The organism is Arthrobacter sp. M4 (assembly GCF_020251205.1).
GTDB lineage: Bacteria > Actinomycetota > Actinomycetes > Actinomycetales > Micrococcaceae > Arthrobacter.
The window spans coordinates 1-16,667 of record NZ_JAIWYX010000019.1 but is presented as its reverse complement, the minus strand read 5'-3'; the positions used below and the strand labels follow the sequence as shown (position 1 = coordinate 16,667).

The 16,667-nt window shown below is 64.9% G+C and carries 17 protein-coding genes; 7 read left to right on the top strand and 10 right to left on the bottom strand.

Going from position 1 to position 16,667, the window contains the following annotated elements:
* The first annotated feature begins 160 nt into the window (after positions 1–160).
* Positions 161–1,222 (top strand): aromatic acid exporter family protein, encoded by a 1,062-nt coding sequence (locus LD110_RS20490; RefSeq protein WP_225501686.1) that lies wholly within the window; start codon positions 161–163, stop codon positions 1,220–1,222.
* Positions 1,223–1,226: 4 nt separating this feature from the next.
* Here LD110_RS20490 and LD110_RS20485 read toward each other — a convergent pair whose 3' ends face one another.
* The gene (locus tag LD110_RS20485) at positions 1,227–2,276 is read right to left on the bottom strand and encodes an NAD-dependent epimerase/dehydratase family protein (protein ID WP_225501684.1); all 1,050 of its coding nucleotides are present in this window, start codon (positions 2,274–2,276) and stop codon (positions 1,227–1,229) included.
* Between the two features lie 141 nt (positions 2,277–2,417).
* The gene (gene rfaE2 / locus LD110_RS20480) at positions 2,418–4,019 is read right to left on the bottom strand and encodes a D-glycero-beta-D-manno-heptose 1-phosphate adenylyltransferase (RefSeq protein ID WP_225501682.1); all 1,602 of its coding nucleotides are present in this window, start codon (positions 4,017–4,019) and stop codon (positions 2,418–2,420) included.
* Between the two features lie 126 nt (positions 4,020–4,145).
* Between rfaE2 and LD110_RS20475 the strand changes: the two genes are divergently transcribed.
* Positions 4,146–5,303: a glycosyltransferase family 9 protein gene (locus LD110_RS20475; protein WP_225501680.1), complete on the top strand. Its 1,158-nt coding sequence runs from the start codon at positions 4,146–4,148 to the stop codon at positions 5,301–5,303.
* On the opposite strand, the gene LD110_RS20470 is transcribed toward LD110_RS20475, so the two are convergent.
* From LD110_RS20470 to LD110_RS20440, 7 genes are all read right to left on the bottom strand, one after another.
* On the bottom strand, positions 5,269–5,979 hold the full coding sequence (locus LD110_RS20470; RefSeq protein ID WP_225501678.1) for an SDR family oxidoreductase: 711 nt from the start codon (positions 5,977–5,979) through the stop codon (positions 5,269–5,271). The two genes, LD110_RS20475 and LD110_RS20470, sit on opposite strands and share 35 nt — an antisense overlap.
* A gap of 63 nt (positions 5,980–6,042) precedes the next feature.
* Entirely contained in the window at positions 6,043–7,515 is a 1,473-nt protein-coding gene (locus LD110_RS20465; protein ID WP_225501676.1) for a PfkB family carbohydrate kinase, read from the bottom strand.
* The gene (locus tag LD110_RS20460; protein WP_374200373.1) at positions 7,512–8,291 is read right to left on the bottom strand and encodes an SIS domain-containing protein; all 780 of its coding nucleotides are present in this window, start codon (positions 8,289–8,291) and stop codon (positions 7,512–7,514) included. The genes LD110_RS20465 and LD110_RS20460 overlap by 4 nt, the downstream gene beginning before the upstream one ends.
* Positions 8,288–9,556, bottom strand: a complete 1,269-nt coding sequence (locus LD110_RS20455) for a glycosyltransferase (protein ID WP_225501675.1) — start codon at positions 9,554–9,556, stop codon at positions 8,288–8,290. Before LD110_RS20455 ends, LD110_RS20460 begins: the two co-directional genes overlap by 4 nt.
* On the bottom strand, positions 9,553–10,623 hold the full coding sequence (locus LD110_RS20450; protein WP_225501673.1) for a glycosyltransferase: 1,071 nt from the start codon (positions 10,621–10,623) through the stop codon (positions 9,553–9,555). The genes LD110_RS20455 and LD110_RS20450 overlap by 4 nt, the downstream gene beginning before the upstream one ends.
* Entirely contained in the window at positions 10,620–11,708 is a 1,089-nt protein-coding gene (locus LD110_RS20445; RefSeq protein ID WP_225501671.1) for a glycosyltransferase family 9 protein, read from the bottom strand. The genes LD110_RS20450 and LD110_RS20445 overlap by 4 nt, the downstream gene beginning before the upstream one ends.
* Entirely contained in the window at positions 11,705–12,238 is a 534-nt protein-coding gene (locus tag LD110_RS20440) for an HAD-IIIA family hydrolase (RefSeq protein ID WP_225501669.1), read from the bottom strand. The genes LD110_RS20445 and LD110_RS20440 overlap by 4 nt, the downstream gene beginning before the upstream one ends.
* Before the next feature lie 109 nt (positions 12,239–12,347).
* Here LD110_RS20440 and LD110_RS20435 point away from each other — a divergent pair, with 109 nt between their 5' ends.
* Entirely contained in the window at positions 12,348–13,307 is a 960-nt protein-coding gene (locus LD110_RS20435) for a glycosyltransferase family 9 protein (protein WP_225501667.1), read from the top strand.
* On the opposite strand, the gene LD110_RS20430 is transcribed toward LD110_RS20435, so the two are convergent.
* Positions 13,268–14,080, bottom strand: coding sequence for a sigma-70 family RNA polymerase sigma factor (locus LD110_RS20430; protein ID WP_225501665.1), 813 nt, complete (start codon positions 14,078–14,080; stop codon positions 13,268–13,270). The two genes, LD110_RS20435 and LD110_RS20430, sit on opposite strands and share 40 nt — an antisense overlap.
* A gap of 269 nt (positions 14,081–14,349) precedes the next feature.
* Here LD110_RS20430 and LD110_RS20425 point away from each other — a divergent pair, with 269 nt between their 5' ends.
* The 4 genes from LD110_RS20425 to LD110_RS20410 all read left to right on the top strand — a co-directional run bounded on the left by LD110_RS20425 (position 14,350) and on the right by LD110_RS20410 (position 16,576).
* A complete protein-coding gene (locus LD110_RS20425; protein ID WP_225501663.1) occupies positions 14,350–14,646 on the top strand; it encodes a hypothetical protein in 297 nt (98 codons plus the stop codon).
* 72 nt (positions 14,647–14,718) lie between these two features.
* On the top strand, positions 14,719–15,456 hold the full coding sequence (locus LD110_RS20420; protein ID WP_225501662.1) for a GAF and ANTAR domain-containing protein: 738 nt from the start codon (positions 14,719–14,721) through the stop codon (positions 15,454–15,456).
* Between the two features lie 99 nt (positions 15,457–15,555).
* Positions 15,556–15,765 carry a hypothetical protein gene (locus LD110_RS20415; RefSeq protein ID WP_225501660.1) on the top strand — a complete coding sequence of 70 codons (210 nt, stop codon included), beginning with the start codon at positions 15,556–15,558 and terminating at the stop codon, positions 15,763–15,765.
* Between the two features lie 55 nt (positions 15,766–15,820).
* Complete coding sequence (locus tag LD110_RS20410) at positions 15,821–16,576, top strand: GAF and ANTAR domain-containing protein (protein ID WP_225501658.1); 756 nt, start codon at positions 15,821–15,823, stop codon at positions 16,574–16,576.
* Positions 16,577–16,667: the final 91 nt, after the last annotated feature.

Sequence of the window (16,667 nt, the reverse complement as noted above, 5' to 3'; positions counted from 1 at the left end):
CTGCTTCACCTAGTACCTCTTCCCCCATTCACCTCTCACTCAAGGTGGATGTCAAGGCACATCACGCTCAACGTGGGCCTTGGATCACCAATTCCCGACTCGACAGACTCCCTGAGGGCGGGCTAGCTTGGGCCATACCCGTCTGAATGAAACCTGTTGCATGAATTCCGTTAAATCAGCCATTCGGCACGCATTCTCCGGACACCGCCTAATGTTCGCCGCCAAAACTGCAACTGCGGCAGGACTGGCCTGGGTGGTGGCACCCCTTATGCCCGGTCCGGCGGCGGCCTACCCGTACTACGCTCCGCTGGGCGTGCTGGTGAGCATGCACCCCACCGTGGCGGCGTCCGCTAAGCACGGACTGCAGAGCCTTTTGGGGCTGTTGCTCGGGATTGGCATGGCCTTTGGCGTGGCGGCCGTGGCACAGCCCTCAGCTTGGGCCGTGGCATTGGTGGTTGGCCTTGGCATCCTGGTCGGAGGCCTGCCTCGACTTGGAAGCGCGTCGGAGTGGGTGCCCATGGCAGCGCTTTTCGTGCTGGTGCTGGGTGGCTCAAATGCGGAGGGCTTCTCCATCGCGTACGTGCTCCAGATGGCCTTGGGAGTCGGCCTCGGCTTCGCCGTGAATTGGCTGGTCTTCCCACCGTTGCACCTGGATGCCGTCGAGCCGGCATTCGCGGGTCACCAGCGCGCCCTGGCGCAACAGCTTGAGGACATGGCGCAGGCCATGGTGGAGTCCTGGCCACCGGACCACGAAGAGTGGGCCAGCCGCACCGAGGAACTGGAGAAGACCGCGTCCGATGTGCGACAGGCCGTCAAGGACGCGGAACTCAGCGCCAAGGCCAATCCGCGCTCCCGGCGTCGAGCGAGCAAATTGGCGCGGCATCTGCGTGGGGTCCGGAGTGTAGAGCGGCTGACGTTCCACGTGGAAGACGTCACGGACGTCCTGGCGAGCGCCATTTGGGAAAAGAACGCCGGCACCGTGATTCCCGAAGGCGTGGCCCGCACCCTCTCCGACGCGCTGCAGGAGATCGCCGAGCTCGTCAACGACTGGCGCGAAGAAACCGTGGACGCTGAAAGGCTTGCCAAAGCCAAGGAGGTAGTCGCGGCACTGAGCCAGACCATCACCGACGTTGCGACGGGCCAGGCCTCCGTCAATGCGGCCGCCTCGGTGGCAATGAGCCTCCGCCGGATCATCACGGTCATCGCGGAGGACGTGAACTAGGGCCCTAGAAGCGAGACCTCCTGGGAAGCAGGGCCGGTGATGCCGCCTGTCCGGCGCCCGAGCCCATGCCTTCCATTACCTCGCTAATGGCCTGAAGGGAGGAATGCCGCGGCGACCAGCCCAGCACCTCGCGCGCCCGGGTTGTGTCCATGACAGGCGCGCCGGCAGCCATATCGATCCACCCGGCGTCGGTCACCTGGAGGCGCAGCCGCCAACTGAGGTCGACGGCGGCGCGCAGCACGGGAAGCGGCAATGGGAACACCCTGCGGGCGTTGAGCAACCAGCCAAGTGCGTTGGGGTCGACGACGGGTTCGGCCGCTATGTTGAACGCGCCGGCGGCGCGTCGGTCCAGGACGCGCCAGTAGGCGTCAGCTACGTCGTCGGCATGGACTGCCTGGAAGACCAGCTGTGTTGGGACGGGAAGCAGCGGCAGGCGGGGCTTCCTGGGAACCAGACGGGCCAGGAGGCCACCCAGGAAGTACCGGCCAATCTCGCTGCCGGCCTGGCTGTTGAACGTTAGCCCGGGACGCAGCCGGGCCACCATTACATCCGGATTCTCCTTTTCGAATTGGTCGAGGAGACGTTCTTGTTCAGCTTTGTGGACGCTGTAGTGGGAGCCCGGAATACCGCGCGTTGGCCATTCCTCCGTGGTCCTCTTGTCCTTGGGGGCTGCGGAGTACGCACCCACGGACGAGGCACACACAATGTGCTGCACTCCGGCTGCACTGGCCGCCATCAACATGTGCTCCGTTCCAGTGACGTTGGTCCGTCGCAACAAATCCAGTTCGCGGTTCGGTTGGATCAGCCAGGCAAGGTGCACCACGGCGTCCGTCCCGGCAAGGACGTGCTCCAAGGCGGGGAGATCATCGGGGTCACCCACATCAAGGCTGTGCCACTCCACGTCCCGATAGGGTGCAGCGAACGGATCCGGTTTGCGCCGGGATATGCCCACGAGCTCCAAATCGGTGCGGCCTTCCTCGGAGCGGGCATACTGCAGCCTCCTCAACAGGGCAGTGCCAACATTCCCGGTTGCTCCAATGACAACGATGCGCATTCGCATTCTCCTTACGAACGGGGGTGGGCGTGGCTGGCTGCTTGCCGCCAGTCCTTGCTGGCAGTACTGCGGATGGCTTCCCCCAGTCCAACGGTGCGACATCTTCCCAAACACTTCAAGCGCGCTCTTGTCCAGGGCTGGCTAGCCATCGACGACGGCCGCCTCCCCCTCTCCGTCAGCAGTACCGGATCCTTCACCAGCCGTTCGGATACGTTCCAGGACCGCGGTGGTGGAGTGCTCCGGCACATAGTCCAGAATGGCCACGGTTCCGCCGTAGCGCTCCACAGCCTCTGTCTCGGCAAGCATTTCCGGTGTGTAATCGCCGCCCTTGGCGTAGACGTCGGGTTGCAGAAGGTCGATGAGCGGGATGGGAGTGGGCGTATCAAACACCGTCACGTAGTCCACGCAACTCAGGGCTGCGATGACGGCGGCACGGTCAGCCTCCGGATTCACCGGCCGGTCCGGTCCTTTGAGCTCGCGCACGGAGGCGTCGCTGTTGATTGCAACAATCAGGACATCACCAAGCTGCTTGGCTTGGTTGAGGTAGCGGGTATGGCCCCTGTGCAGGACGTCAAAGCAGCCATTCGTCAGCACAATCCGGTGCCCGTCGCGGCGGTGCGCCTCGATCTGCTGTTCCAGTTCCCCGGCCAGCAATGCCGTTTCGGCGAATTGCGCTATGTGGCGGCAGAGTTCCTCGGTGCTGCATACCGATGTCCCCGGTCGGTGGACCACTACGTCGGCTGCCGCCTGGGCAAGGTCAAGGCTGGTAGTGAGGGGTAGTCCGACCACCCTGGCCATCGTTAGCGCGGCGACGAATGTGTCACCGGCACCGCTCGCCTGCTTCTCCACCTCCGGGCGGGCCCAAGTCCTGTGTGCGACAACCGCCCGGTGTGTAGCAACCGCCTGGCTGGACCCGCTGGCGCGGTGTTCGGCCTGGTGAGTTCCGTCGGCGGCGGTTAGGGTTATGGTTCCGTCCCGGTCCAAGGTGACGACGACGGCGACCGCCCCGCTTGCGTCCAGCAGCTCAGTGCCGCGCGACTCGACGGCCGAGCTCCGCTCCGGACCGGAAGGCCACTTGGTGCCCAGCAACTGCGCGGCTTCCCGAGCATTCGGCGTTGCGAGGTCGGGCCGGAGCTGCGACCACCGGGCGGGATCATGCGCGTCCACGACCAACAGCATTCCGTCCCGCTCGGCCAAGGTTTCCAACAAACGGGCGCGGACCTCGCCATCCAGGGCCCCCGCCGCATAGTCGCACAGGACCACAGCGTCGCTGGTGGCCACGGCACCTGGAACCATGGCGCCCAGCTCATCAAGGGCACGCGCCGGAATTTCGGAAGCAGCGTCGTCGAGCCTTAACAGGAGCTGTCCACCGCTGCTGATCCGGTATTTGGTACTGGTCACCATGTCGGCGTGCGTCACCAAATAGCGGGTGTCGACGCCGGCAGCAGCCAAGCGGGCGGTGAGCTCCCGGCCGGCGGTGTCCTCACCGATGATGGACACCAAGCGCACGTCGGCGCCCAGCGCGGCGAGGTTCATGGCCGTATTGGCGGCACCGCCGGGGGCGAAGTCCCGGTGCCCGATTTCCACAACCGGGGCGGGTGCCTCTCGGCAAAAGCGTTCAATGAGTCCGTCCCACCATCCGTCCAGGATGGCGTCCCCGATCACTGTCACCACAGGGTGTTCTTCGGCCAGGCTGCGGGGAAGCCACTCTGCCAGGCCTTCTTGATTGGACAAGCGCGTCATGGGGTACCTTCCGGGTGAAGCGGAGCGGGTCCTGTTTTGGGTCCGTACCCCTCCGCCGCCTTTTCACACGCGGGTAGCGGCATTCCCTGTGCCCCCGCGGCCGTTCCGGGACCGAAAGGAGCACGCATGGCAACCAAGACACAGCATCCTGAGGCGGTCCAGTACGCGGGCCTGGGACCGGTCCTCGCGAAGTTCAATGACGTCAAACGGATCGCCGTCCTGCGGGGAGGCGGGCTGGGCGACCTGCTCTACACGTACCCGGCGCTCCATGCGCTCAAGGCTGGGTACCCGGAAGCCGAGCTGACCCTGCTGGGAACCGAACTCCACGCTGCCCTTGCCGCCGCGACCGATGGTCCCGTGGACGGTGTGGAGCTATTGCCCTTCGCCAAGGGCGTGCACGAGGGACATGGCGGCGATCCCGTCCAGCTGGACGACTTCTTCCGGCGCATGCAGGAGCGTGCGTTTGACCTCGCTGTCCAAATGCACGGCGGCGGCCGCTACTCGAATCCGTTTGTGCTGCGCCTTGGAGCCCGCCACACCGTCGGAACCCGCACGCCGGACGCCGCGCCGTTGGAACGAAACCTGGACTATGTGTACTACCAGTACGAGCCCGACCGTTGGCTCGAACTGGCAGGCTACGCCGGTGCACCGCCGGTGCCGACCCCCCGTTTGGTGCCGATGGAGGAGCACCGGCAGAATGTTGCCGGCTTGCGTGACTCCCGACGGCGGGCCCTCCTTGTGGTCCATCCCGGCGCCACGGACCCCCGGCGGCGATGGCCGGCGCCGTACTTTGCGGAGGCGGCCGCAGCCGCCGTCGGGGAGGGCGCGCAAGTGCTTGTGATCGGCGACCACACGGAGAAAGCCCTGGCGCAGGAAGTGGTTGAACTGACGGCCCGGCGGGTTCCGGAGGCGGCCGAATTTGCCCGATCACTGGCCGGAGAACTCAGTATCGGCGACCTCGCAGCGTTGCTGGGCTCCGCCACGGTGATGCTCGCCAGTGACAGCGGGCCGCGACACTTGGCCCAGGCCCTCGGAACACCTACCGTTGGCATCTTTTGGTTGGGGAACGTCATCAACGCCGGACCGCGGGGCAGGGGAATGCACCGGGTCCATATGTCCTGGGTGACCCGGTGCCCCAGCTGTGGCATCGACGTCACGCAGGTGGGGTGGACTGCTCCGCACTGCGGGCACCAAGATTCGCTGGTGGCCGATGTTTCGCCGCAGAAAGTCACCCAGGACGTTCTGGACCTTACGGCCACGAGCCTTCTTCCGCGGGGCAGATGAGCAATTCGCGCACTTCGCTGCCAAATGGCTGGGAAAGCGCGAACACCACGGCTTGGGCCACGTTGGCCGGATCGTTGAGCTTGGAGTCGTCCTGCGGCTTGTACTGTTCATCGCGGTCGTCGAAGAAATGGGTTTTCATGCCGCCGGGTATCACCGTGGTAACTCCGATCTCGCCTCCAGTTTCGGCAGCGAGGGCCCGGCTGAAGCCGATGACGCCGAACTTCGAGGCGCAGTACGCAGTGGCGTCAGGCAGCGCCCGCAGGCCCAGGGTCGAGGCGATCGTCACGGCCCGGCCGCGGGATTCCTTGAGGTAAGGCAGGGCGGCGCGGATTACGGATACCGTGCCCAGGAGGTTCACGCCTATCACCCGTTCCCACTCGGCCGCGGGCACGTCCGCGAGTTTGCCACAGCGGTCAATTCCTGCGGCCGTGACCACCGCGTCCAGGCCACCGAGCGTCTCGGCAGCCTCCCGGACGGCAGCCTCAACTGCCTCACGGTTGGAAACGTCCACTTCCAAGGCCTTGGCTTCGGAAACGTTGCTGACGTCGCGGTCCAGGACAAACGGCGTGCCCCCGGCGTCCCGGATCGCCTGCACTATGGCGGCCCCAAGGCCGGAACCTCCCCCCGTCACGATGACGCGGTTGGCACGGAAGGACAGCTGGTTTTGCGGGTTCATGCAGGTTCCTTTCGTTGGATTGGGCTTTTCTTTTGTGGGCGGGTCTGCCAAAGGCAACGTCGCCTAGCCGACCCTGGCCAAGGCCTCAGCCAGGCCACTTGTGGAACGGGCCGGATGGTAGGGAACGGTCAGGCAACGGCCACCCCAGCTGGCCAGGAGCCGGCTTTCCGGCAACTCATCGGCGTTGTAGTCGCCACCCTTTACCCAAAGATCGGGCTGAAAGCGGCTGAGGCAGGCTTCGGGCGTGTCCTCGTCGAAAAGGATCACGGCGTCCACGCACTCCAGGGCAAGGAGGAGTTCGGCCCGATCCTCCTCGCTGACTATGGGACGACGCGGCCCTTTGAGCCGGCGAACCGACGCGTCTGTGTTGAGGCAGACGATGAGGCAGTCCCCCAGCTTGCGCGCTGCCGCCAGTGTCCGTGCATGACCGGCGTGCAATAGGTCGAAGCAGCCGCCCGTCGCGACGACGGTGCCTCCTGCGGCCCGTACCGCACTGGCGAGGGCAACGCCGTCGGGAACTCCCGCTCCATGCTGCCCATCGCTCCGGTGAGAGTTCCCGGCGCGTTGGCCGGAAGGGCCCCAAAGCAGAGGGAGCGTTGAAGCCGCCTGAGCCGAAGGGGCGGCCGGTGGGGCGGCCTCACCGGCGAGCGCGGCTGCACCGCCTGCGGCCAGGAAGCCTGATGCCTCCGCGACCGCCAGGGCTGCCGCCTCCACCAGGCTGCGGCGCTCAGCCAAGTAGATAGCCAGGCTCCCAGCCAGCCGGTCCCCTGCGCCACATGGGTCGTCTACGGTGGTTTTCGGAGCGGGTATGGTGACGGCATCCCTCGCCGAGTCTTTCCCCTGCACCAGCACTGCGCCGTCCTCGGCAACGGTGACCAGAACAGCGTTGCTGCTCCACAAGTCCTTGAGGTGACGGGCTGCCGCGGCCGAAGCAGGCCGGACTGGCCCGTCCGACGTCATGCCGGCGCTGGCCAGCGCCTCGGACAGGTTGGGCGTCACGACGGCGACGCCAGCAACGGGCTGCGAGCCGGAAGGATGCGGGTCCCACACGATAGGCACTCGGGAAGCGACCTCCGCCAGCGCCGCACGAATCTCACGGTTCGCGGTAATCCCCCGCCCGTAGTCGGCAACGACGATCGCTTCCGCAGAAGCAATGGCGGCCAGCATCTTGGCCGTGCAATCCGGGACCGGGGCCGGCGCACAGCCTTGGTCGTAGCGGACCACCGGGCGCTGGCCGTTGCGCACGCGCGTCTTGGTGGGTGTGGGCGCCAAGGGCCGCCCAGCAAGGACTGTCACGCCGCTGCCTGCCAGGATGCGCCTCAAATGCAAGGCGCCGGCGTCGTCGGACAGCGCTGTGACCAGTCCGACGTCGTGCCCGTCCTGGGCTAGCAGCGTGGCCACCAATCCGGCCCCACCGGCCCGACGGCGGACCTCGTCCACGTCGACAACTGGCACCGGCGCGTCAGGGCTGAGCCGCGTTGAGCGGCCGTTGATGTCTACATCCAGGAGGACATCCCCCACCACTGTTACCCTCACTGCGTAGCACCGCCCGGAGGCGTCGCTTCCAAAGCGTCCCGGCGCGATCCGCTCCGGAGGGATCTGCTCCGGTTGGATCCGTTATTGCCTAGGCCGTCTTCCCGCGCGTGACCCTGCATGACCGACTGCCGCCGGGCCACTTCCGCGTCGAAGGCGCGGCACACGGCGTGGACGGCGATCAAGTGCCCTTCCTGCGCGTTGGCAGCAAGGGCGTCCACGGTGATGGCCTCGTGGCAGGCGGCGGCAAGCGGGTTGGGTCCTGGGCCTGTCAGTGCCCAGGTTGTGATGCCGCGCTCCGTCGCGGCGCGGACGGCGTTCAGCAGGTTGGGGCTGTGTCCGCTGGTGGAGAGCAGCAGGAGGACGTCTCCTGCGCGGCCGTGTGCACGGACCTGCCGGGCGAACAATTCCTCGTAGCCGTAATCGTTGGAAATAGCCGTGACAGCCGAAGTTTCCGCATGCAGAGCGATGGCAGAGAAAGGTGCCCGTTCGTCGTCGAACCTTCCCACCAGCTCAGCGGTGAGGTGCTGGGCCTCCGCCGCGGAACCGCCGTTGCCGGCCACAAGCAGCCGCTGGCCAGCCAGCAGGCGGACGGCGAGTTCGGCTCCCCAAGCCGACAGTCGGTCCGCCTGGGAGCGCAGGGACTCCAACGCTGGCATCACGTTGTCGAGGTGCCGGGCAACATCGGCCGACACGCCCTTCGCGGGCGCCCCCCGGAAGTGCGGGGAACCGGTCCAACCAGCGGGGACGGTGTCTGGGACCGTGTATTCGGTGGTCACAGGGCTGCTCCTTCCAGCGGCTCCAGGCCCTCCCCGGAACTTTGCGAGCGGTGGGTGGCAAGGAGTGTGCGGTACGCCTTTTCGGTATCGGAAGCCACCCGCTCCCACGAGTAGCGTGACTGGGCGCGGCGGGTTCCGGCCCGTCCCATGTCTGATCGCATTTCCGGGTCGGCGAGGAGGCGTGCCAGGGCCGCTGCGATGGCCGCTGGATCTCGCGGCGGAACGTGGAGTCCAGTTTGCTGGTCTACCACCGTTTCCCTCAGTCCGCCGACGGCGGCAGCCACAACGGGAACTCCGCAGGCCATCGCTTCGAGCGGAACAATGCCAAAGGGCTCGTACCAGGGCGTGCACACAACTGCGTCGGCGCTGCGGAAAATACCGGGCATCGCGTTGCGGGGAACCTGTCCGCGCATGCTCAACTGGTGTTCGACGCCGATCTGGCGGGCCAGCGACGTGAGGCGCCGGGCTTCCGGGTCGTCCTCGAGCGTCAAAGCGTCGCCCGAGCCGCCCACCACCATAAGTTCGACGTCGGCAAAGCCCGCCTCCGAGAGCAGTGGCAGCGCTTCGATGACCAGGTCCACACCCTTCCGTGGCACCAAGCGACCGACGCTGAGGATCCGGTGCGTCCTGGTCCGGGGCTCGGCTGCACCGGTCCCGGGGAATAGATCGAGGTCCACGCCGCAAGGGGCAATGGATACCTTGGCCGGGTCTATGCCCAAGGCCTTAAGCTCAAAAACTTCGTCGGGGCAGGTGGCGATGACCCAATCCGCAGCGCGTCCCACCCACGGTTCCAGCCATGCCCGGGCAACGGGACTGGTGTCCGCGCTGCCCTGATGGCGTCGCTTCACCGAACCCAAAGCGTGAAAGGTTTGCACGACGGGCACGGGGTTGGCTGGATCGGTTCGCCGCGAAGCCTGCAGTGCCGCCAGTCCGGACATCCAGAAATGCGCATGCACCAGGTCCGGGGCATGCCGTTTCCAGTCCCGGCGCATACCCTCCGCGAGTTCCCCCATAAACGGCAGGAGTTGGTCTTTGGGTATCTGCCTGGGCGGCCCTGCATCGATGTGCACTACGGCGAGGCCGGGAGCGACTGCAACCCTGGCAGGAAGATCGGGGTCGTCGCGCCTCGTGTATACCGTGACTTGGTGGCCGCGTTTGGCCAAGGTCGAGGAAAGCGCGGCAACATGGACGTTTTGTCCTCCGGCATCAACGCCTCCCAGTGCGGCAAGCGGACTCGCATGTTCGGAAACCATGGCGATCTTCATGGATACGTCCTCTCAGTGACTTGGCCGTGCGTCGTGAGCTGGCCCTGCGTCGGCCCTCGCGCGGCGGTCCCCGCTGCCGCCCCGGGCGTTCCGGAATGGAGATCGGCCAGCAATTCGTTCCAATTGGCCAGGAAACGCTCCAGCCCGTACCGCTCCAACGCCACCTCCCGGGCGATCCTCCCAATGGTGCGGGCTTCCTCGGGATCGTCCAGAAGCCTGCGGGCAAAAACCTGCAGAGCCGCAATGTCGTTGGAGACCACTCCAGCCCCGTCCGGAACCGCGCGGCCGGCTTCCGTGGTGTCGAGCGCCAAGACGGGCATGCCAAGGTGCATGGCTTCCAGCAAGGACAGGCCAAGTGACGTCCAGCGAAGCGGGTGCACGTAGAGCCGGCAGCGGGCCAACTCGGCGTGCAATTGACTTGCGGGAAGGTCTCCGGCGATCCTGAGCCGTTCTTCGCTGAGCCCCGTGGCTTTGAGGTTCAGGGCTTGAGGCAGCTCTTCAGTGCCCATGCCAAAGACTCGGATGGGCCCCACCGCGGCGAAGTCGGGAAGGAGATCGGTCCCCGTGACCCGGCCTCGACGGACAGGCTCGTTGACCACCACGCCAAGTTCTTCGAGTTCGCCCGTGTAAAGGTAGCCCGGGTCCGGAACGCCGTGCTCAATGACCACCGTGGGTGTCGATCCTGTGTCCCAGAAAAGCCGGTTGAAGTGCGTTACGTGCACCACAGGTATGGCGTGCTGGTCTGCGAAGGGATGAACCGTGTAGGGGACATCGACTTTGGGCGTGTTGTGCTCGACATAGACGGCGGGAAGTTCAAGGCCCGGGCGGCGTCCAAGGGACCTGGACACGGCGGCATTTTCCTCAGGCCGCTGTAGGACCACCACGTCGACACTGTCCGCGTCCAGCGTATCCAGTTCCACTTCCTGCACGGATGCGGGCCAGTCGCGCCCGCCCTTTCCCAAGCCCCACGGCCCTGCGTCGGGAAGGACGGGGACCAGGTACTCATGCGGCCCACGGACAAAAGCTTCCATCCATCCGCCGTGGACATGCCAAACCAGAATTCTCATGGCTTCCATACCTTCCGTCGAGTGGTCAGCGAGGAGACTCCCACCAGCAGCCTCTCCACGGCTTCGAGGACCTGTTCCGGCGTCACCGTGCTGAGGCACGGGTGACCCGGCACCGGACAATCCCTGGCCCTGGTGTTCCGGCACAGCGCCTCCTGATCCCCCAGCAATTCGAGCGGGACGCCGTAGGGCGCCCACCGGATAGCTGGAACCACCGGCGCAAAAAGGCATACAACGGGCGTGCCAACGGCGGCCGCCAAGTGGGCTGGCCCGGTATTTCCGGTAATTACGACGCCGGCCCCCGCCAGTACGGCGGCCAAGGTCGGGAGATCCGTCCTGCCGCCCAAGTCATGACCGGAAGGTCCCGCAACAGTTGCCGTCAGGGATGTTTCGCTGGCCGATCCAGTGATCACCACGCGATGCCCGGCAGCTTCCAACAGTTCCACGATTGCGGCGTGGTGCAATGCCGGCCAGGCCCGCGCAGGTGCCGTGGCGCCGGGATGGACCACCACATAGGATCCCTTGCCCACCGCATCGGCCACCACGCCAGTGGGTTCCGGCACGCCCCTAAGGCGAAGTTTGCCGTCGTCGCCCTCGGGAAGGGCGAATCCTGCCGCCCGGGCAATACCCAGCGCCCGCGCTACTTCAGGCTGGTCCTCCGGGAAGTCCTCCCCGGGACGCAGCCGAACGTCCAACAGGGAACCTGCGTAGTCCGTGGATGCCCCTGTGATCCGCCGAACTCCCGCCAGGCGAAGCAACAACGCCAACGGCAGCGGCGACTGATGAAACGACGTGAGAATGACCGCTTCCTCGATCCGCGAACTACGGACGAAGTTAATGAGGCCATCCGTGAGGGAAGAATCCACCGCGGGAGCTGGATTGACTATCCAGGGGCACGGCCAAGTGTGCACTTCCGTGACGCCCGGCAACATCTCCGCTGCCGCCGCGCCCTCGGGGCCACAGAGCAGCACCACGTCGTTGCGCTGGCGGCCGTCGGGCCCTAAGCCATGCGCCACGGCCCGTACGGCGGGCCCGGCGAGGAGCACATCCCCCATGCTGTCCAGCCGAGCCACCAAGACCCGGCTCATTCCCTGGACTCCAGCAGGAGTGCCACGGCATGCTCCAAATCCCGAGCCACGACTCTGGCGGCCGACACCTCCTCCGCCCGCGTTTGCGCGGTGGGAACCAAAACTGCTGGTGACCCAGCCGCCGTCGCCGCTTCTATGTCGGCGCCGATGTCCCCAATGAGCGCCGCCTCGGACGGTTGGATTCCCAGCCGCTTGCAGGCATTCAGGATCATCCCTGGCGAAGGCTTCCGGCACTTGCAGCCCTCATCCGGTCCATGCGGGCAGACTTCCCAGACATCGAACGGGCCTAGAAGAGCGTCGATCCGATCGTTGACGGCCCGGACCTGCTCGAGTGTCAGCATGCCGCGGGCCACGCCCGACTGGTTGCTCAGGACCCCCGTGGCCAATCCGGAACTGCGGACGCGGTCAAGGGCGGGCTGTGCTGCGTCCACAGGCTGCACCAGTGCCGGGTCACCGTTGTAGGGCACATCAACAACCAAGGTTCCGTCGCGGTCGAAAAAGACCGCCTTCAACGTTCCGGTTCCTCCCATAGTCGAAGACGTTCCCGATTCCCCACAGACTAAACATCAGCTTGCTGATTACTTTTTGTGCTGATTTCTTCTCCCTGCCCGCAGCTAGACTCCTGAAGCGGGAGGACTAATGGAGAACCCTGCAAGTGACGGACGGCCCCTGCTGCTGGTCTTGCGCGCCCTGAAACTCGGCGATCTCCTGGTGGCTGTGCCCGCCTTGCGGGGCTTGCGGCGCGCATTCCCCGGGCACCGCATGATGTATGCCGCGCAAAGCTGGCTCGCGGAAGCGCTGGAGTTGGTGGGCGGAGACATCGAGCTATTCCCCACTCAGGGGCTCGACGACCCAATCGACCTTCCGTCCGGTTCGGTGGACGTCGCCGTAAACCTGCATGGCGGAGGGCCGGAGAGCCGGCAACGCGTCGCAGAACTCAAGGCGCGGCGGGTCATCGCGCACAACGGTCCGGGAATGTCAGGACCGGAATGGCAACCCAGCCTCCACGAGCGCGTCCGCTGGACGCGGCTGCTGCAATGGCACGGAATCGCGGCCGACCCATTGGACTACCGACTCGAAACACCCACCGTCAGCTCCCCCGTACCTGGCGCCACCGTGGTTCACGCCGGAGCGGCATACGGGAGCCGCCTGTGGCCGGTGGAGCGCTTCGCCCAAGTGGCGGCCGAACTGTCAGCCGCGGGCCACCACGTCGTACTGACCGGCGGCGCAGCAGAGAGGCCCCGCGCCTTGCAGACGGCCGCCCTCGCAGCGCTCAGCAACAGCGCAAACCCCGACGACGGCGCGGTGCTCGCTGGGCGGCAAACGCTCGCTGAATTCGCGGCAACCATCGCCGAAGCCAAGCTGGTGGTCTCCGCAGACACTGGCGCAGCCCACCTCGCCTCGGGGTATGCCCGACCCTCCGTAGTACTCTTCGGACCAGCGTCGCCGTCGGAATGGGGACCGCCACCAGGTCCGCACATAGTTCTGACCGACGAGGAACTCCGGCGGGGCGACATCTTTGCCGCCGATCCGGACCCTGCGTTGCTGGCGGTGAGTGTTCAGGATGTCCTTGATGCAGTCTCGCGACTGTCCCGCTGAGGTTCCTCTGCGAGCAGTTGTTTCTGCAGGGCGACGAGGATCTTTGCCAGCCGGCGCGACACTTGCATTTGAGACATGCCCAGAGCCTCAGCTATATCCTGCTGCGTTTCTTCGCGATAGTAGCGCCGGTACAAAACATGCCGATCCTCGGGACTCAAAGAGCGGATGGCGTTCCGCAAGGCAATGACGTCTTCAAGGTGGTCCGTCCTGCTCCCAGCCGCAGCCAACGTTCCTGCCAGGCCTGGCGAACCATCGGGACCCGGCGCATCGATCGAATCCGGACGCTTGCTGCTGCCAGCCGCAAGGGCCTCGCGAATCTGGCTGGACTCGACGTCCAAATCGGAGGCCAGTTCTTCGTCTGTGGGTGACCTGTGCAGCGCCTGTGCCAGTTCCTCCCGCCTGGCCAGCACGCGGCGCCGAATGTCCTGCACTGTCCTGGGCGGCCGCACCATCCAGCAGTGGTCACGCAGGTACCTCTTTACCTCTCCCGAAATGGTCGGCGCGGCGTAGGCCGGGAAGCTCTCGCCCTTGGCTGGATCGAAGCCCCGGGCGGCCTTCACAAGGCCCATGTAAGCGACCTGCCTGACATCCGCCAAATCGTGGGTACGGGACGAGTACCTAAGTGCTATGGCTTCCGCCAAGTCAAGGTGGTCCATGACCAAGTCGTCCCGGAGGCTGCGTCTGATGGCGCCTTGCACGGGCGACGAATAGTGGGAGTCGCGCTCCACTGGACGGGCGTGGCGGGTGAAAGACAGTCTGGTGTCCTGCAGCATAGACATTCCCCTGGGATCGGACGCGGCAAGCCCATTGCAAGACTCACAAAAAGAGAAGCATACTTACTATCTCTTTGGCAACAGTCTCGTAGGAACTCTGGACGCTTGTGATCTTCGGGGCATTTCGGCCGGGCACTATGGGCTTTCCCTCGCCCGAACACGTCAAGATTTCCCGATGGACGGGGACGCCTCTAGGGGATACATTGGCAGAATAATCCGCTGATGCAGACCGGCGGGCTTGACCGCCAAAAATGTTAGGAAAACCCAAAATGGCCAAGCCACCCATCGGCGATTTTCTGCGCGATTGCACCACCCGGGATGACACTTTCACCGGACTTGACCCTGATCAGCTCTATGGCCTTTATGTGAGCTGGTGCGCCCTAGGCCAGCGCCGTCCAGTCACGGACGTGACCTTCCGGACAGAACTTGCGAGGCTGAATATCCATCCGGCGATCGTGTCGGATCGACTGGTTTACCCAGGGCTGGCAATGATTGGCCCGGCGGCCACGGATTACATAGTCCACAGCAGCCCCGACCCGCTGGATGAAGGCGGCATCCCCGCCTGACCCAACAAACCCATACCGTGGACACGGCGCGGCGGGAAGATCGGCCTCGCGGCGCCAATCTGGAGGTCCCGCATGGAACAACAAATCAACGATCAGCACCCGGTGCTAGCTGACGTCCAGGATCTCCTCTTGGAAACGCCGGACGTCGAAGACTTCCTGACGGAACTCGCACGCCACTCGGCGGGCCGGCTCAGCGATTCGAGTGGTCCTGTCTTCTGTGGAATTACGCTGCTTCGCCATAGGCGAGCGGCTACCGTCGCGTACAGTGACCACCACGCGCTCTTGTTGGACGAGCTTCAGTATCAATTCAAGGAAGGCCCGTGCCTCACCTGCTGCAAAGAGCAGGTGCTGGTCCACATCCCGGACCTGGAGCGTGACAACACCTGGCCCGAATACAACCAGGTAGCTCGCCAGCAGGGCGTTCGCTCTATCTTGGCGGTTCCCTTTGCCATGCCGGAGTCCACGGCCAGGGCAGGGCTCAACCTTTATTGCGAGCGCCCCCGGGGCTTTGACCAGTTGGCAGTACAACGCGCCACCGAATACGTGGAACAGGCTTCCAAAGGGCTTCGTTTGGCCGTGCTGATAGCCCAACACAGCCAGACGGCTGCGGATCTGCGGGCGGCAATGGAATCACGCACCATCATCGATATGGCAGTGGGCATCATCATTGCCCAGAATCGTTGCAGCCAGGCCGACGCTCTGGAACTAATCAAGAGGGCCTCCAGCAACCGCAACGTCAAACTCCGTGACGTGGCAGCAAGCATAGTGGAATCCGCCGGCGGCGGGTCCGTGAGCACACATTTCACCTAATGGCGGCTTCCACAGGGCGCGCCAAGAAAATTCCACAGCTAACAGAAGGCGATCCGCTGGTTGCCCCGTTGCCTTGAGATACAGGAGGGGTGGTGAATAATGACAAATGTGCAGGACCCCCAGGTTATGGCAAGGGATCTGCTGCGAACAACAGAGATGACCTTGATGGGCCTCTGGTTGCGATTTTGGGGTTACGGCGGCCAAGCAGGTTACATGGAGTTCGACGCCTACATTCACGGTGTCGGATCCATGAGTCCCGGCGACATCGACCTTCTGCGGCGCGCCATCGAAGATCTGGCTGACGAGTAATCCGCCTAGCGCTGAAGTCCTCCCGGCCCTGCCTGCCCCGGCGTAGCATGAATCCATGAGGAGCAGCGGCTTCGATTCCTCCCTCCAGCGCCTTCAGGAAATGATCCTCCAATCGACCAACTTGGACGATTTCCTTGACGGACTCACAGCAATTGGCGTGGAAGCCGTAGCTTCGGCAGTGGGCTGTCCGGTAGATTGCTCCATCACCCTGCGGCGGCGCAAGCGGGCCTTGGCTGTGGGGGCAAATTGTGCAGAGGCGCGGAACGTCGAGGAGGCAGAAGCGGAGCTGGGCGAGGGACCCTGCCTGGACGCGCTGGATCGTAACGAGATCGTGGTCCTCAACGATGCTGCCCACGACCATCGTTGGCCCCGTCTCACTGAGGCCATGGCGCTCAACGGTTATGCTGCCGCCATAGGCATGCCATTGGATATTGGCTCCGAAGCCCAAGCCGCAATCAACTTCTTCGCCGCCGTCCCTGATGCCTTCGGCCCGGAAGCAGTCCAGGCGGCCGAATCGTTCGCATCCCTCGCCTCAACATCACTGCAACTAGCGGTTCGCATCGGAGCCGAGAAACTCCTAGCCGAAGACCTGCGCGCCGCTATGGTCAACCGTGCCGCAATCGATATGGCGTGCGGCGCCATCATGGCCCAGAACCGCTGCTCCCAGGAAGAGGCCTTCAACATTCTGGTACGTGCATCAAACAACAGGAACCAAAAACTACATGCAGTGGCCGAGGAGTTCCTAAGGAAGGTGTCTGACCGGCGCGGTCGCGGCGGGGGCAACGGCGGGCACCGAAGGGCCGGGGGCTGAGTCAACGCGAGGGGCCCGTTGCCTCATTGCAATACCTCCGGCAAAAGTGATTCGTTGCCTCATTTGAAAACCTCCGGATAGGTGCATCGTT

Coding starts and splice junctions, on each gene's coding strand:
- rfaE2 (WP_225501682.1), bottom strand. CDS start 4,019: ATGACGCGCTTGTCCAATCAAGAAGGCCTGGCAGAGTGGCTTCCCCGC.
- LD110_RS20490 (WP_225501686.1), top strand. CDS start 161: ATGAATTCCGTTAAATCAGCCATTCGGCACGCATTCTCCGGACACCGC.
- LD110_RS20430 (WP_225501665.1), bottom strand. CDS start 14,080: ATGCTGCAGGACACCAGACTGTCTTTCACCCGCCACGCCCGTCCAGTG.
- LD110_RS20445 (WP_225501671.1), bottom strand. CDS start 11,708: ATGAGCCGGGTCTTGGTGGCTCGGCTGGACAGCATGGGGGATGTGCTC.
- LD110_RS20420 (WP_225501662.1), top strand. CDS start 14,719: ATGGAACAACAAATCAACGATCAGCACCCGGTGCTAGCTGACGTCCAG.
- LD110_RS20470 (WP_225501678.1), bottom strand. CDS start 5,979: ATGAACCCGCAAAACCAGCTGTCCTTCCGTGCCAACCGCGTCATCGTG.
- LD110_RS20450 (WP_225501673.1), bottom strand. CDS start 10,623: ATGAGAATTCTGGTTTGGCATGTCCACGGCGGATGGATGGAAGCTTTT.
- LD110_RS20440 (WP_225501669.1), bottom strand. CDS start 12,238: ATGGGAGGAACCGGAACGTTGAAGGCGGTCTTTTTCGACCGCGACGGA.
- LD110_RS20435 (WP_225501667.1), top strand. CDS start 12,348: ATGGAGAACCCTGCAAGTGACGGACGGCCCCTGCTGCTGGTCTTGCGC.
- LD110_RS20485 (WP_225501684.1), bottom strand. CDS start 2,276: ATGCGCATCGTTGTCATTGGAGCAACCGGGAATGTTGGCACTGCCCTG.
- LD110_RS20410 (WP_225501658.1), top strand. CDS start 15,821: ATGAGGAGCAGCGGCTTCGATTCCTCCCTCCAGCGCCTTCAGGAAATG.
- LD110_RS20455 (WP_225501675.1), bottom strand. CDS start 9,556: ATGAAGATCGCCATGGTTTCCGAACATGCGAGTCCGCTTGCCGCACTG.
- LD110_RS20475 (WP_225501680.1), top strand. CDS start 4,146: ATGGCAACCAAGACACAGCATCCTGAGGCGGTCCAGTACGCGGGCCTG.
- LD110_RS20425 (WP_225501663.1), top strand. CDS start 14,350: ATGGCCAAGCCACCCATCGGCGATTTTCTGCGCGATTGCACCACCCGG.
- LD110_RS20415 (WP_225501660.1), top strand. CDS start 15,556: ATGACAAATGTGCAGGACCCCCAGGTTATGGCAAGGGATCTGCTGCGA.